11 protein-coding genes are annotated in these 16,875 nt (G+C 49.0%); 6 read left to right on the top strand and 5 right to left on the bottom strand.

Going from position 1 to position 16,875, the window contains the following annotated elements; translation table 11 throughout:
* From Q369_RS0124015 to Q369_RS0124025, 3 genes are all read right to left on the bottom strand, one after another.
* Positions 1-1,098, bottom strand: a complete 1,098-nt coding sequence (locus tag Q369_RS0124015) for a cytochrome-c peroxidase (RefSeq protein ID WP_031530268.1) — start codon at positions 1,096-1,098, stop codon at positions 1-3.
* Positions 1,099-1,116: 18 nt separating this feature from the next.
* Positions 1,117-1,947: an MbnP family protein gene (locus Q369_RS0124020; protein WP_035333785.1), complete on the bottom strand. Its 831-nt coding sequence runs from the start codon at positions 1,945-1,947 to the stop codon at positions 1,117-1,119.
* Positions 1,948-2,046: 99 nt separating this feature from the next.
* The gene (locus tag Q369_RS0124025; protein ID WP_229206936.1) at positions 2,047-2,442 is read right to left on the bottom strand and encodes a hypothetical protein; all 396 of its coding nucleotides are present in this window, start codon (positions 2,440-2,442) and stop codon (positions 2,047-2,049) included.
* Between the two features lie 355 nt (positions 2,443-2,797).
* Here Q369_RS0124025 and Q369_RS0124030 point away from each other — a divergent pair, with 355 nt between their 5' ends.
* From Q369_RS0124030 to Q369_RS0124050, 5 genes are all read left to right on the top strand, one after another.
* Entirely contained in the window at positions 2,798-3,400 is a 603-nt protein-coding gene (locus Q369_RS0124030; protein ID WP_169739287.1) for an RNA polymerase sigma factor, read from the top strand.
* Between the two features lie 55 nt (positions 3,401-3,455).
* Entirely contained in the window at positions 3,456-4,436 is a 981-nt protein-coding gene (locus tag Q369_RS28580) for a FecR family protein (RefSeq protein ID WP_051664256.1), read from the top strand.
* Between the two features lie 89 nt (positions 4,437-4,525).
* A complete protein-coding gene (locus Q369_RS0124040) occupies positions 4,526-7,939 on the top strand; it encodes a SusC/RagA family TonB-linked outer membrane protein (protein ID WP_051664257.1) in 3,414 nt (1,137 codons plus the stop codon).
* Positions 7,940-7,969: 30 nt separating this feature from the next.
* Positions 7,970-9,454: a RagB/SusD family nutrient uptake outer membrane protein gene (locus Q369_RS0124045; protein ID WP_031530274.1), complete on the top strand. Its 1,485-nt coding sequence runs from the start codon at positions 7,970-7,972 to the stop codon at positions 9,452-9,454.
* A 410-nt stretch (positions 9,455-9,864) separates the two neighbouring features.
* Complete coding sequence (locus Q369_RS0124050; protein WP_051664258.1) at positions 9,865-13,734, top strand: PAS domain-containing hybrid sensor histidine kinase/response regulator; 3,870 nt, start codon at positions 9,865-9,867, stop codon at positions 13,732-13,734.
* 29 nt (positions 13,735-13,763) lie between these two features.
* Here the strand turns inward: Q369_RS0124050 and Q369_RS0124055 are convergent, their stop codons facing one another.
* Both Q369_RS0124055 and Q369_RS0124060 read right to left on the bottom strand, forming a co-directional pair.
* On the bottom strand, positions 13,764-14,609 hold the full coding sequence (locus Q369_RS0124055) for a universal stress protein (protein ID WP_035333787.1): 846 nt from the start codon (positions 14,607-14,609) through the stop codon (positions 13,764-13,766).
* A 147-nt stretch (positions 14,610-14,756) separates the two neighbouring features.
* Complete coding sequence (locus Q369_RS0124060; protein ID WP_084165841.1) at positions 14,757-15,827, bottom strand: PAS domain-containing sensor histidine kinase; 1,071 nt, start codon at positions 15,825-15,827, stop codon at positions 14,757-14,759.
* Between the two features lie 274 nt (positions 15,828-16,101).
* Between Q369_RS0124060 and Q369_RS0124065 the strand changes: the two genes are divergently transcribed.
* Complete coding sequence (locus Q369_RS0124065) at positions 16,102-16,848, top strand: SDR family NAD(P)-dependent oxidoreductase (RefSeq protein ID WP_031530278.1); 747 nt, start codon at positions 16,102-16,104, stop codon at positions 16,846-16,848.
* Positions 16,849-16,875 lie beyond the last annotated feature (27 nt).

The raw sequence follows: 16,875 nt of genomic DNA on the forward strand, positions 1-16,875 counted from the left end.
TTAGAATGCACTGCCGATCCCTGGATCGGCGAGTTTGGGATCGCGGATAAACTGCTCGTCGGAAAGTGTTTTCAGGAAAGCAATGAGCGCCTGCTTTTCTGTTGAGGACAATGCAAGTCCCGGTTTCCCATGGGCCTGGATCAGCAGCGGGTCAAGCGTTGCTGTTTTCTGGACACTGTCGGTATAATGGTCGAGCACCTCCTCCAAGGTATGGTACCGCCCGTCGTGCATGTAAGGAGCGGTAAGGCCCACATTCCGCAGGCTGGGGACTTTGAACTTGTACTCGTCACCCGGCTTTCCCGTTATCGCAAACCGCCCCTGATCATTGTTGCGCATCGGCATAAGGCCATTGTTACGGAATGAATGATCGGTGAAAAGTACGCCCTCGTGGCAGGAGCAGCAATTCTTTTGAAATAATACCAAACCTTGCTTTTCCTGCGCATTCAATGCATTATCGTCACCGGCGCGGTAATAATCATATTTCGAAGTAGCGGAAACCATTGTCATCATAAACTGCGACAGCGCTTTCATCATCCGCTCCGAATTGATCTCTTCCGTCCCGAAAGCAGCTTTGAACATTTTGGGATAATCCACCGGGATTTTGGAAGCGGCCAGTGGCGTATTCCGAAGCTTGTCAAGTACATTCAATACTTTTTCATCCATTTCCACCGGGTTTTCAATCGGGTTGAACGGAATCAAATCCATATCATGCACGCCGCCATCCCAGAAAAAGGAAGTATTCCACGCCATATTCTGAATTGCCGGAGAGTTGCGCTCGCCCAGCCGGTCGTCAACGCCGTGGCTGAGCTCGTGCCCGTGGTGCGTGAATGCAGCCGCCTGCTGGTGACAAGTCCCGCAGCCGACCAGGTTCGTCCTTGACAGTATCCCGTCGTAAAACAGAAACTTTCCCAGTTGCACACCTTCCTCGGTAAGCGGGTTACGCGAGAGGTCGTAAACCGGTTCGGGGAAACCGGGCGGTTTGCTCCACACGATCGGAGTCGGCCCTGTCTTGACCGGATCCGGTGGTGGCGCATCACTTCCCTTGCCGCAGCCTGCAAGCACAAGCAGCGACAGTAAGCATGTCGATAGTATGTTCATTCTGAATATTTTACCAAATCAATGGATGTGATCCAAAGTGAACATGTTCACATAGTTGTTCGCGACCAGCTGCGACCTTTCAGGCTGCCCGCCCATAATGCTGTTGTATGCAGCAATGCTGATGTTGGCCGCGGGTCCGTCAAACATTTTCAGTACATCCACCAGGAAATGCACTTCCGGCGTATTGCTGCTTGTAACGCTGGCTTTGCGTTCGCCGAAGTTCATTTTTACGATGCGGGTGTTATTGACCGTTCTTTCATTATACCCACCGAACAATCCGATGTGAAAGTAAAATTTGCCATTCACAGGGTTACCTGCGGAAGAAGTACCTTCCAGCTTGACGAAAATATACCCTGAGTTCCAGGCCCAGTACATTCCATCGCCCATCATTGAACCGGAAGGGTCCAGCACACCCTGGCGCTTCTCGATCGGGGCTGTGTTACGTGCGCTATCCACACCCACCATAAATTCAGCGGCTGTGTAATCGCCAAGGGGTACATTGTTCAGCGTCACAAACTGGGACGTTTTTGTGTCTTCTTTGATCAAAAAATAACTGGAATCCTGGGGCACGGTGTAAACACTTCCGTCTGCTTTGGTCAGCTTGATATTGGAAATGTAGTAATTGAATTTGGTAACAGTGAAATCCTCATTGCTGGCATTCTTATAGGTTACGCTGTTGAGAACAAGGTTTTTATCACCTGCTACATTGTCGAATTCAAGGCGGAGTTTTCCGCTTGCGGCGGCAGATGGTGCCGGGTTTGGGTCAGCAGTGGAATCAGTACAGGAATTGAATATAAAGAGGCTGCATACGGTCAGCATAGCCGTAACGCACGGATAGATACGTTTCATAGTATGAAAAATAGAAATGTAGCCGACGGGTCGCGCCGGAATGTTAATAATGGAAATGAGTTGTCTGAAAAGACAAAAAGAAAGAGGGGTAAGCCGGCGTCAGGCTAACGGTGGATGAAAGATGCTGCCGATCATCAGGCGATCTTTAAAGGAAGATTGAAAATGGTATTTTACAGCATCAATAGCCTGAAAAGAAGGAGCTGCGTACTCCAATGCGAAGTTACTCTCTGAGCTCATTACCTGGTAGATCAGGCTGGCCATCAAATCCTGTTCTGCCTGGCGCTCCTGCTGTTTTTCGGCAGCGGCCAGCTTTTTGGCGAGGTAACATTTACCGTTACAGTTGAGCTTGGGCCTGTTCCGGTTAACGCAAAGCGTTTTTGCAATGTAATCTTGTCTGATCTGATAGTCCAGACAGATCAGCGGGATCGCCCATGCTTTCACAAGCATCAGCGTCAACAGGCCCAGGCCAATCCACTGTCTCTTTAAACTATTCAATGTGAAGCAGATAAGATTTTATCACTCGAAGATGCGGTAAAAGTAACCACCAAATGCTAAAAAGTAAAGAGAATGGGCGTCTTCTCTGCACTTAAACCTGATGAAGAAATTTGAAGTGCCAAATACAACAGCGGTGATCCGGGTCGTCACATCGTATCGATTGATGCGGTGGAATTGGCTCACAAAAGCTTCAACCACCTGATATTATATTATTATTAAGACCAGCAGTCGTTTAGGTTAAACAAATACATTTGCGTTGATATCGATGATTTTTGCCGAATCACTTCCTGGAAGGCGAGCTGGTCCCGGCATCAGATCATTGCTAAAAGACTCTACTGATAAACCGCAGGTTGGCGTGACAACTTACAGTGAATATTCCGAAGAGAAACTGCTGACACTGCTTGCCAGCGGTGACAAGGGAGTATTTAAATGGATTTACTTCACCTATTTCCCCCGCATCTTTTCCTACGCCCGCAAATTCACCAGGTCCGCGGAGCTGGCCGAAGACATTGCGCAGGATGTATTTCTGAAAGTTTGGGAAAACAAAGCTGACTTTGCCGAGATCAAATATTTGGAAGGTTACCTTTTCACGATCTGCAGGAACACCACCCTGAATGTGCTTTCACGCGCGGCCCGCGAAAACAGGATTTACAACCTGATCATGGCCACAATCCCGCATGCGCACACGAGCACGGAAAATGAGATCCAGACAGCGGAGTACGACCTGCTGCTCAGCCAGGCGATCGAACGGCTGCCGTCCCAGCGGAAGAAAATCTTTCAGCTTTGCAAGATCGAAGGTAAAAGTTACGAGCACGTTGCCCGGGAACTCGGCGTCAGCACGGGTACGGTCAATGATCACATTGTAAAAGCGACCCGCTCAGTCCGTTCCTATTTACTCCGATACGACATTGCCCTCGGAATAACCGTGGTCACATCAATTTTCTTAAAAAAATTTTAGGAAGCAGCATATGTCCTCCCGCAGTTGTTGGTCATATCTCTAAACCGGCAGCATTTTGAAACCAGAAGATATCGAGAACCTTTTTAAACGCTTTGTAGCTGGACATGTGAGCTACGAAGAAAGCATGCTTGTCGTGGAGTTGCTGGCCACTCCCCACGGACAAAGCATCTATGGGAAGGTAATCGATGAACATCATCAGGAGAATGCCGTACCGGTTGAACCTTTCAGTAAAGCCGAGCTGGAACGAAGATTTGCAGCGCTTGAACGAGCGATCATGAACAAAAGCCGCCCTGCACCTGCGAGCCGCAGCATTGGCAGGAGAGTCTGGCTGGTGGCGGCATCACTGACCGGGTTACTGATGGTAGCCGGCTTTTCGTGGTATTTTATGCGGGGCGATCAGCTCGTGACTTACAAGACTGATTATGGCGAGCTGAAAGAAGTCACCTTACCTGACGGTTCGCAAGTTGTGCTCAATGGTCATTCTGCAATCAGTTTTCAGCGCGACTGGCAAGAATCAGTTCGCCAGGTACAGCTTGACGGTGAAGCTTACTTCAAGGTGCGGAAAACACCCGACCGCAAGAAATTTGTTGTCCAGATCCGTAATTCCGGAAGTATTGAAGTGCTGGGTACCGAGTTCAATGTAAACCACCGGGAGGGCCATTCTAATGTAATGCTCAAATCGGGTAAGATCAGGCTTTCAGTTGGCGGCAAGCGACTGCTGATGACGCCCGGTGAGCTGGCCGCATTTGCCGATGATGGAACCCGGCTTTTAAGAAAAAATGTAAATCCCGCCGTTTACAACACCTGGACCGAGCGGAAGATTGTTTTTGAGAATACATCCTTCGGGGATGTTGTGTCTATGCTTCGGCAAACTTATAATCTGGATGTCCGTGTAAGCGACCGGCAGTTGCTGGCCAAAAAGCTGTCGGGTACTGCGCCCATTCATGATATAGACGTTTTCCTGGAAGCACTTTCGGGCACTTTTGGACTCACTGTATCCCGCAAGCATGATTATGTCTTGATACAGGCACAATAGCGCCAACATTACAGGCATTTGCCACTGAAATCATTTATTCGGCCGAAAGGCCGGCAGGAACCCTATTGTCAACTATTTCTCTGTTACCCATGAAACCAAAAACGCTGCGGTGGACGCTCTGTATTTTACTTTTGCTGAGCCTGAAAATCCATCCCGTTATTTACGGAAAGCCACAAGCCAATCAAGCGCAGGTCCGTGCTAAGCCATTAAGAGAGGCGCTGGCAGACCTTGAAAAATCCTTCAAGGTGTCTATCATCTTCGACAACGAGCTGATCGCCAACAAATCAGTTAAAGACAAGAATTTCAAACTCAGGACCATTGAAGAATCCCTTCGCGCGCTCCTGAAAGATCACGGGCTAGATTACCGGAAGGCTGACAACAACTTCTACTACATTACCAGCAGCAGAAAGCAGGAAAGTATGGCTGTTCCTGCAAAATCCGAATCACCGGCCGGTCCGGCCTCAGACATTCAGGTCAGCCAAAGTGCCACGCGCTCTGAACAGGCAGCCGTGGGAAAAGTGACGCACAAAATCACGGGAACTGTTACCGACGCTACTAACAATGAGACACTTCCGGGCGTCAGCATTATGGTCAAAGGGACTTCAACCGGGGCTATCACAGACGAAAACGGCCGTTTTGACTTTACTATCGATCAGAATGAGGTTACACTGGTGGTGTCTTACATTGGATACAAGACGTGGGAAGTTTTTACCGGTGGTCAGACGAGCCTGAAAGTTGCACTTACTCCAAACGTCAAAATGCTGGATGAGGCGGTTGTTGTTGGTTACGGCACGCAGCAGCGAAAGGATGTGACAGGCGCATTATCAGTGATACAAAGCAAGGACATTGAAAAAATGCCTGTGGCAGGGCTAGACCAGGCGATACAGGGACAGGCTGCCGGCGTATTTGTATCCTCAAACTCGGGAGCGCCAGGTTCGGATGTCACTGTGCGCGTGCGTGGTACGGGTACGATCGGGAATAACAGCCCATTGTATGTGATTGATGGTACACCGACCGGGCCAGAGTCGCTCAACCTTTTCAACACCCGTGATATAGAATCGATCGTGGTTTTGAAAGACGCGGCAGCCGCCACTATTTACGGTTCCCGGGCGGCAAATGGCGTTATCCTGGTAACCACCAAAAAGGGAAAGGCTGGCGAAACGAAGGTGTCTTTTGACAGCTACTACGGGCTGCAATCGGCCTGGCGCTTGCCGAAGCTGTTAAATGTCGATCAATACGCGACGATTGTCAACGAGGCTTACGTCAATTCAGGTCGCCCGGCTGCATTCGGCCGGCCCGATACGTTGGGTTCTAATCATTACTGGTTGAATGAATTGTTTAAAACGGCGCCGACACAGAACTATAATTTGTCGATCTCCGGCGGTGGAGAGAAGTCCCAGTTTGCATTATCGGGCTCTTACCTGGATCAAAAGGGAATTTTGCCGAATAGCGATTTCAGCCGCATTTCATTCCGCATCAATACAACCCATCAGATTAAGCGCAGCTGGCACGCCGGACAAAATCTGACAATCAGTCATTCAAGCGGCAATCAGATCCGCACTAACGAACTGGGCGGTATTCTTTCTAATGCCGTATATAAACGACCGTTCGAATCGGTGTACGATGATGAGGGGCGATTTTCAGAGAATGCGGCCAACCCTAACCCGATTGCGCAGGCATACCGGACGGAGAACAGGCGGAAGCGGCTCAGATTATTCGGCAATGTTTTTGCAGAATACGATATCAGCAATGCATTGAAGTTCCGCACCAATTTTGGAATGGATATTAATTATTCCAATAACAAAAATTACATCCCCGCTTTTGGCGCAACAGCAAACTCACTGATCGAATATGCCGATCTTTCCTACACGCCACTTTGGCAAAATTCACTTTCCTTTAACAAGAAAGTTGAATCCGGGCACGAATTTTCGGCTGTGGCAAGTATCGACGCGCAGGCTAGCAGGTATGAGTTCACCACTGTGAAGGGAGATAACTTCATCACTGACGAAGCGAATAACCGCTACCTCGCCGCCGCGCAAAGCGTGGATATCGGCCATTTGAATGGTAATGCGTCGGAATGGTCACTGCTGTCGCTGATTGCCCGCGTGAACTATGCTTTTCGCGACCGGTATCTGTTGAGCGCCAGCTTTCGCCGCGATGGTACGTCGCGTTTTGCCGAGGGGCACCGCTGGGGTAATTTTCCATCCATTTCCGCTGCCTGGCGGGTGTCAAACGAGGCGTTTATGCAGCGACAAAGCCTGGTATCTGATCTGAAATTCAGAGCCAGCTGGGGCCAGTTAGGAAACCAGGAGGTTGGCGATAATTACGCTACTTACAATACTGTTTCCACAGGTCTGCAATATGCATTCGGTCCTGGTAGCCAAACCTACTACGAAGGACTGGGTATCCCAACCAATGGCAGAGGTGGCGCGAAACTTACTTCTAACCGGCTTGTATGGGAGACCAGCACTCAGACCGATTTTGGCATTGACCTCGGTTTGTTTAAAAACAAATTTACACTCACCGCAGATTACTTCTCCCGCAAAACCAGCAATATGCTGCTCGATCAGCCGGTATCGGCACTTTCAGGCGCTTCTACCATTAGCGTCAATGCAGGATCGATCCGCAACCGCGGTTTGGAACTGGGCCTGAACTACAATGGGGCTTCGGGCGACTTTCAGTACAGCGCAGGTTTGAACCTCACGCGGCTATATAACAAAGTTCTTGAGCTGAACCCGGGTATCAATTATATCCTCGGGCCGGTCAGCGGAACCCAGGGATCCCTTCTTACGAGAACGTTAATTGGTGGTGAGGTTGGAAGCTTTTACGGCTATGTCACCGATGGGATTTTTCAAAACAACGAGGAGATCAAAGCACATGCGAGACAGGAAGTAGCTACTGCGCCGGGGGACATCCGTTTTCGCGATTTGAATGGCGACGGGGTGATCAACGGCAACGACCAGACTAAAATCGGAAGTCCTATACCGGACTGGTTGTATGGGATCAATGGAAGTGTAAGTTACAAATCGTTTGATTTCTCAATGCTTTTGCAAGGTGTGCAGGGCAACGATGTGTACAATCAATTGGCCATGCGCGCCCAAAGCGGCACCAATCTCTTTAACAAATTCACTCCGGTGCTGGACCGCTGGACAGGGGAGAGTACCAGCACTACCGAGCCGAGAGTTCATTTGAATGATCCGAACAACAACGCCAGGGTCTCCGACCGCTGGGTGGAAAGCGGCTCTTACATGCGCCTGAAAAACCTGCAAATCGGCTATACTCTTCCGGCGAGCACATCTGCACGTCTGGGACTTTCCAGGCTGCGTTTGTCGCTAACCGGTCAAAACCTGCTCACGTTCACCAAATACTCCGGTTTCGATCCGGAAATGGGCCCTTCTACTGAATTTGTGGATGGCCGCGGTGCTGATCTGGAAATTGGCGCTGACAAAGGAAGGTACCCGCAGGCGCGCGTATACACCCTTGGGCTGACTGTCGGATTTTAAACCCTATTTCTCTTTTAATCAAAATATAGCATGAAAAAATTAGTTACTACCTGCATGTTGCTCGCCGCAACACTCCTGAGCTCATCCTGTCAGGATTATCTGGATAAAAAGCCTTTGGGAGAAACGCTGCTGGGCAGCATTTCGTCGGAGGAAGAGGCGGTGCTATTCACGAATGCAGCTTACGAGCCGTTGCTTTGGGGCAGGCCTGATCCTATGCAGGGGCATTATTTCAATGATGCGTGGGTACTTGGCGATCTGGCTTCTGATGATACCGAGTCGCCCGTCGACCCAAACAATAGCACTGAACGTGCCATTCAGGATTTCAATATTTTTCCCGACAATCCGAACTTGCGGGACTGGTTCGGAAGCGCATACAGCGGGATCGCGCGATGCAATCTGGTGATCGACGGTGTTTCCAAGATGCCTGCGACCGCATTTAAAAACGCGGGTGTGAAAGAGCGCTGCCTGGGAGAGGCTTACTTTCTTCGGGGCTTGTATTATTTTGATCTTGTCAAAGTGTTCGGCGGCGTTCCATTGATTGAGCAGCCCGTAACCACGATCGAGGGCACACAAGTGGCTCGGGCTACCGATGCGCAAACGTGGGCTTTTGTGGAAAAGGATCTGACTACCGCTGCCGGATTGCTGCCGTCGGTGAAAACGTACCGCAATTCGGCCCTTATCGGCCGGGCTACAAAAGGTGCAGCCACTGCCTTACTGGCGAAAGTGTACCTCTATCAGCAAAAATGGGCCGAGTCGGTGAAGGCGGCGGAGGAAGTGATGCATTCCGGCGATTACGAACTGAATGCGGACTACCTGGCGCAGTTCAATAACCAGAACGACCAGAATACGATCGAGTCGATATTTGAAGTGCAGGCTTACCGCACTGGCGGCTGGGGCGGCGGAACCGAAATCAGCCTCGATTTCGGGCGCTGGGGCTTCAATAACCCGACAAAAGAACTGGTAGCTGCATATGAACCAGGCGATCCAAGGCTCGGCTACACAATTTTTAAACCAGGCGACAACCGCTTCGGGCAGGTTTACGACGGAAAGAACGGCCCGCCGACTGTTACAGGATTTCTGGCAAGGAAATATGTATTCGATCCAGCGACGATAGGTGCTGCTCCAAATGGCTGGACGGGAGGGGAAGGCATTAATTACGTTGTTCTCCGGTACGCCGACTTGCTTTTGATTCACGCCGAAGCTTTGATCGAACAAAACCAGCGCTTGCAGGATGCAGTGGCTGATATCAACAAAGTGCGCACGCGGCCGGGGGTAAATATGCCGGTTATCAAACTCGACAACCAACAAGTGCTGCGGGAACGATTACGCCACGAGCGCAGGGTAGAACTGGCCCTGGAAGGACACAGGTTCTTCGATATGATCCGCTGGGGCGAGGCGTACGCAGCGCCATTTTTCGCCGCACAAGGCAAGACCAATTTTCAGTTCAACAAGCATAAACGGTTTCCCATTCCGCAAGCAGAGATAGACCTGAATCCATTGCTTACTCAAAACTAGCCCGGCTTCATTCCGCTGAATTACCGATACAAGCGCCAGGACAATGCTGATCTTTAAATATCAGCAAACGCCGAGAAGTATTACACCCTGCAAAATGTTGATTTGCAGGGTGTAATTATATGTTAAGAATGTCATTTGTGGACCCGAAGTTAGTCGGGAACACATTTGCTAATTGGGATTTCTGAATTCAAAACCTTTGATTACACAAAAACCTAGGTAAGAACCTGTCCAAAATTCTATTAGTCTTGTAGAAATAGATTGATATTGCTTTTTAAGAGGTGTAAATTGCGCGATGATCGTTGGTAGGGTTAGCAGTGCTGGCAACTACCGACCAGCAAGTTCATGACATTCATCAACCATGAACTCTGTGCTGGAACGATCAGATACAATTTTGATTTCACCCTCCGCAAATGCAAGAAGAACAAACAATCGCCAGCACTAATGCAAAATCCTGGGATAATCAGGTTTTTACGCTGGCGTTTAGAGCTAATGCCGCTACTGTCTTGGCAAGTACATCCTTTCAAGCCTTGCTTGGTTTGGAAACTGCCGAGGTGCCTTCGCGGCAGCTATATGATTTCCTCCATCCGGACGAGCGGCATACCACTATCACAAAGCTGAATTTACTTCGCCAGAAAAAAATTACGGAGTTTGCAACCACGATCAGGATACACAATGGATCTTACAAAGCCATTACGTGCCATGATGGGCTTCATCTTGGCGGGGACACGTGGGTAATTCATGGCCGCGTCCTATCGGATGAAGATTTGCTGTATGCACATTCCGACTTTTACAAGCTCTTCTTTGAGCACTCTCACGATCTGATGTGTATGCACAATAGTGAGGGGGTATTGCTGTCGGTTAACCCATCTGGTGCCGAAAGTTTGGGGTACCAGCCTGATGAGCTGGAAGGCAAGCTTCTGCTGGATCTGATGCCCGCCGGCTCCACGCCTGCTTTCACGGATTATCTTCAAAGAGTTCTCCATAGCGGACATGCCGAAGGCCTTATGCCGATCTTGCATAGGAATGGCAGAAAAATGGTGTGGCGTTACCGGAACAACCTGATTTGTCAAGAGGGCCGTCAGGATATTGTTATTGGTAATGCTGTCGACATCACTGACTCGCATAAAATGGCGCGGCAGGTAGAAAGACTTCAGGAGCTATTGGCCGAAACCAACAAAACAGCGCGAGTTGGCGGCTGGGAAGTTGACCTGAAAACCAATCGGGTTTTTTGGACAGACGTCACCCGCGAAATCCATGAACTTGAACCGGGTTTCCTGCCCAATATAGAGGAAGGACTTTCCTTTTACAAGGACGGACAAAGCAAGGAGCTCATCGAAACCTGCGTGCATCGTGCCATTACGGAGGGAACGGGCTACGATGTAGAGCTGGAGTTAATCACGGCGAAGGGTAACCATGTATGGGTGAGATCTATCGGCAAGACCGAGTTTGTCAACGGAAAATGCGTGCGGCTTTTCGGTACTTTTCAGGATATTAATGAAAGAAAGAAACGGGAGGTTGAAATTTCCAGATCGCGTAAGCTTTTGCAGGATGTGCTCGATTCTGCGTTAAAAATCAGCATCATAGCTACCGACCCTGATGGAACGATCACCATTTTCAATAAGGGAGCCGAGAATATGCTGGGCTATAAAGCAGAAGAGCTCGTGGGCATCCGCTCGCCGGAACTTATCCATTTGGGCAATGAGCTGGAAGCAAGGGCAACGCAGCTTTCTGATGAATACGACGTTCCCATTTCCGGTTTCAGGACATTTGTGCACCACGCGGAACAGCATGGTTCTGACGTGCGCGACTGGACCTATAAAAGAAAGGATGGATCCCTAGTACCGGTCAACCTGACCGTGACTGTGATCCGCTCAGAGAACGGGGAAATAGCAGGTTATCTGGGCATTGCGACGGACATGACCGACATCCAGACAACCCAGAATGCGCTCTTACTGGAAAAAGCGCGGCTGTCGGCTTTTGTAACCCACTCGCCTGCTGCAGTGGCAATGTTCGATAAGAATATCTGTTACCTGGCCACCAGTCAAAAATGGATAGAGGATTACCGTCTGGGCGATCAACAGGTAATAGGCCGCTCACATTATGAAGTATTCCCGAACGTCAGTGAGCAGTGGAAGGCCATTCACCAGCGCTGTCTGGAGGGCGAGATTGTAAACCGTCACGAGGAATGCTGGCGACCGCCGGGCTGGGCACATGATCAGTACCTCAACTGGGAGGTAAGGCCCTGGTTTTCACATGACGGTGAGGTAGGCGGCATTATGATGTTTACAAGTGATGCAACCGCTGATGTAGCGCAACGCCAGGAGCTCAATGCCGCGAAACTCGCTGCCGAGCAGGCAAGTGTGGCAAAATCTGAATTTCTGGCCAGCATGAGCCATGAAATCAGGACTCCGCTTAACGGGATCATCGGCTTTACTGACTTACTTCTAAAGACCGAAATATCCGCGCTGCAGAGCCAGTATCTCAATATTGTCAATCAGTCGGCCACTGCATTGATGAGTGTAATTAACGATATTCTTGACTTCTCCAAGATCGAGGCTGGTAAGCTGGAACTGGACATTGCAAGGTGCGACCTGCTTGAAATTGTTTCACAGGCGAGTGATATCGTTTCTTACTCCATTCAGAAGAAAGGCGTCGAATTCCTGCTGAATCTGGCACCTTCGCTGCCAAGGTTCGCTTGGGTGGATGAAACCAGACTGAAACAGGTTTTGCTAAATCTGCTCAGCAATGCAGCCAAGTTTACAGATAGTGGCGAGATTGAATTAAGCGTTACCCCGATCGGACTGGTCGGGCCGATGCGTCAGGCGATCCGGTTCTCGGTAAGGGACACTGGAATCGGCATTCGGGAAGACCGGATGGAGAAAATATTCTCAGCTTTCGCCCAGGAAGACGGAAGTGTGGCCAAGAAGTACGGAGGAACCGGCCTGGGGCTCACAATTTCCAACCGGCTGTTAGGAATGATGGGAAGCCGCCTTCAACTGACCAGTCAGGTTGGACAGGGAAGTACTTTTTCCTTTGATATTGGTGTAAAAATCGATAATTCCCGCCCATTTGCATTCGAGAAGGTCGAGCAGGTCCAGCACGTGCTGATTGTCGATGATAATGAGCATAACCAGATGATCCTTGCTTCCATATTCGACTTGTTCCACATCAGCTCGGACAGGGCCCCGTCAGGTGCAGAAGGCCTGGCGTTGCTGAAAACACGCAGTTACGATGCAGCGGTGATCGATTTCCACATGCCTGAAATGGATGGCATTGCGATGATAGACGAAATCAGGAAAGAGCTGGACCCGAGCAAGTTGCCGATCCTGCTTTTACACAGTTCTGCCGACGATATACTCGTCAATGAAGCTGTCAATCGCCTGGGGATCATGGAACATCTGAGCAAGCCGGTCAAAATTGAAGATATCGTTGGCTTTGTAAACAGGGTTTCCAAGAAAACCATTGCTTCCGTTTTTGAACAAAAAACAAAACTGTCGACACCAGTAACTGCCTCCGAGCTTCGCGTCTTAATTGCCGACGACAACGACGCCAACTTATTCCTGACAAATATCCTGGTGAAACGGCTTTTGCCTAATTCCATTATTTCACAAGCCAAAGACGGGGTACAAGCGCTTGATATGTGTACCAAAGGTTTTCCGGATCTGATCCTGATGGATATCCAAATGCCGGAGATGGACGGGTACGAGGCGACCCGGCAGATCCGGAAATTACCAGGTGCCGGGCAGATCCCAATTATTGCACTCAGTGCGGGCAGTCTTAAAGAAGACCGGGAAAAAAGCGTAGTGGCAGGTATGAGCGCTTATTTGACCAAACCTGTCATTGAGCAAGCCCTCAGGCAGGTCCTGGCCGAACAGCTGAACGGTCTTTCATCCGACCCTGCGAACAGTGCTATATTCGAGCCCGAGCAAGTTGATGCTGAACAACCTGCCGACTTTAATCTGGATCAACTGGTTGAGAATTTTCTCGGCGACAGAGACTTTATTCAGGAATACCTGGTCGTGACCAAAACCTCGCTATTAAGCACTTTGAAAGAGCTGGAAGCGCATGTGAAAGCGCAGGATTTCCAGGCTGTCAAGTTTGTAGCCCATAAAATCAAAGGAATAGCTGGCTACGCATGTCTGCCAAACGTCCGTCGCTTGTCAGCAGAATTGGAACAGGTTAAGCCAGGTGAAGTTCAGACACTTGACAGCACTTTTGACTATTTGCGGGCAGCTGTTAGTAAGGCTATGATTTTGATTGATGGTGTAATTGCTGCATAGGTGAGGAGTAATAATAAGCGGCCTGCTATTTACCCCTCATGCATAGCATACGTCCAGACGGCTTCGGGGCAGTGGTTTACGACATCTTCGGCTATGCTTCCCAGCATCAGGTGTGTCAAACCGGTATGTCCATGTGTTGACATTGCGATGATGGAGAATTCGAGCTGGCGGGCAAATTTGATTATTCCGTCTTCTTCCGTTTTGCCGTGCTTGACAGCTACTGTATAGTTTTCCAGACCGTAGAACCGGGCAAAGTTCTCCAAAGCCACTTTCAGTTCCTGGTCTTTCTGTTTCGATTCCGTTGTTTTTACATGTAATAAATGCAGCCTTGCATTGAAAAATGTCTGCAGCGCTTTCACTTTCCCGATCAAGGCGCTCTTATTCAATTCAACAGTAGTGGGGAAAATGATATTTCTGATGTGTTCAACCTTTTGACTTTTATGTACTGCAAAAACGGGTACAGGGGAGCTGCGCACAATCTTTTCAGTATTTGAACCCACGAGAATCTCGCTAAGCCCGCTGGCCCCGGAGGTTGCCATAATCACCATGTCAGCATCCTGCTGGTGAATGGACTTCAATACTGCATGATTGATCAGTCCCTGTTCAATAACGAATTTTAAGGGAACATTCCCGGTATTTACCCGCTGTCTTAATTCATCAAAGTCGGCAGTGGCCTGCTGCTTCAACTCTGCAAGAATGGACATCGAGTTGTCGTGATAGGGGTTCACTTCAAGGGTTTCAATGTAGTTGGGTGTTAGATTAATGACGTGTAAAACAATCACTCGTCCGTGGCTCAAAGCCGCAATTTCAATGGCAAAACGGAGCGCCTGCTCAGAGGCTTTCGAAAAGTCGCAGGGAACGAGAATGTTTTTCATGAGATCATGCAGGTTGAAGGAGTTGTTATTTCATTGATGATATGAAATAAGCGGATCCCCGATCCTCATGCCTTGATTCGGCTTAGCTCAGATTATGATTGTTGTCACCAGGGGCTGGTAATCTCGCCCGTCCGGAATTTGTCGGTACTAAGCAGGCTGCAAAAATACCTTAAAGCAGGTGCCTTGGTCTACTTGACTTTCTACTTGAATGTGTCCGCCGAGCGCTTCGGTCTGAAACTTTGTGATAAATAGCCCGATGCCTCTTGCGTCTGCATTTCCGTGGAAGGTTTTGAACATTTCAAATATGTCCTTGCCGTGTTTTTGCAGGTCAATTCCGATTCCGTTGTCTTTGATGAACACCTGGACGTGCCCGTCGGCGCATACCGCGTCGATGTTGATTTGAGGGACTCTTTCGGGATGCCGGTATTTCAAAGCATTGCTGAGGAGATTTAAGATAATGCTTTCCAAATAGGCGGGATACGCCAGTACCTGCAAGTCAGGATCCACATTGGTCATTACAGAAGCACCCAGCGATTTAATCTGCAGGCTCAAAGAGTTGATCGCCGTTGACACGTAAGAGAGCAAGTTACATGGCTGATAATTGTCCGTTTCCAGATTCTGAATTTTGGCCATTTCCGATAAATGCTCGACCATCGATGAAAATCCTGTGGACAGTTCTTTCAGCATTCCGATCATTGTTACCCGTTCCGCTTCATCTTCCGCCATATCGTACAAACTCATCAGCGAACGGAAGTTGCCTGAGTAGGATCTGAGATCGTGGGCGACCACGTTCGCAAAATTCGCAAGCCGTTTATTCTGGCGATTTATGATTTCGTTGGACTTTGTCAATTGTTGCTGAAGTAATTTAACTTCATTAATGTCAGCTACATGCACAAAAAATCCGATCACTTTTCCATCAACTATATGCGGGTAATAATTGGCAAGCGTATATTTTATCTTGCCACTTGGAAGCATAATTTGGCGTTCGAAGGTTTGCGCCTCACCTTGGAGAACACTTTGAATGTAAGGCAGGTTTTTCTCGTAAAGGGAGCCTAATAGCTCAGAAATGGTGATTTTGTCAATCATCTCTTCACTTTTCTTGCCAAACCAATCCAGGTAAGCGGCATTCGCATATCGGCAGACAAGATCTTTATCCCAGTAAGCAATCATAGCGGATATGTGGTCCGCCACAGTCTGGGCTAGTAATGGTATTTCCATAGACGTAATGTAGGTTCACGCGGTAAGTCTCCTAAGAAATACGCAGCTTAATATCGCGAAAGTACATGTAATTTGCTACCGAAATTGACCAGCTTCTTATGGTCAGCACTATTTTGAGTAAGATATCAGTCAGCATTCTACGGAGTCACAGGTTTTAGTATTTCAAACCAGCTCATCAAACCTGACGAATGTCATTTTTCCTGGCCGTCAAAGTCAACAAGTGCCACTCACCCGTGTGATACCTTCGTAGCATTCTTAAATAAAATTTTGCCTTATGGATTTACTAAATAAAGTTGCGATTGTTACCGGCGCTGGCTCAGGGATTGGCCGGAGCGTGGCATTGGCGTATGCAGCCGAGGGAGCTAAGGTGGTCGTTTCCGATGTTCAGGAGAAAGAGGGACTACAAACCGTTGAAATGATTCGCAAAGCAGGCGGGGAGGCTATCTTTTTCCGTGCTGATATATCTTCCCCAAATGAAAATGCAGCACTCGTCGATGCGGCAGTTGCCACTTATGGCGCATTGCATATCGCCTGTAACAATGCGGGAATCGGCGGTGCATCGGCGCCGGTTGGAGAATACCCGATAGAAGCTTGGGACAAAGTGATCGCGATTAACCTCTCTGGTGTATTTTACGGAATGCGGTACCAGATTCCGGCTATGCTAAATGCTGGAGGCGGCACGATCGTGAATATGGCTTCGATCCTGGGAAACGTGGGTTTTGCAAATAGCCCTGCGTATGTTGCTGCCAAGCACGGAGTTGTCGGACTGACAAAGAATATAGCCCTGGAATACGGTGCAAAAGGCATTAGGGCCAATGCGGTAGGGCCGGCTTTCATCAAGACGCCGCTGCTTAAAGATATGGACGCAAATACATTAGACTGGCTGGTGACCAAACATCCGATCGGGAGGCTGGGAGAGCCCGAGGAAGTTGCCGAGCTCGTTTTATGGCTAAGCAGTTCAAAATCTTCCTTTGTTACGGGTTCATATTATCCAGTTGACGGAGGATATCTAGCCAGCTAACAGGTAGGGGAGAAGTTTCGAGACCGG

The sequence above is a fragment of the Dyadobacter crusticola DSM 16708 genome, from assembly GCF_000701505.1.
Classification (GTDB): domain Bacteria; phylum Bacteroidota; class Bacteroidia; order Cytophagales; family Spirosomataceae; genus Dyadobacter; species Dyadobacter crusticola.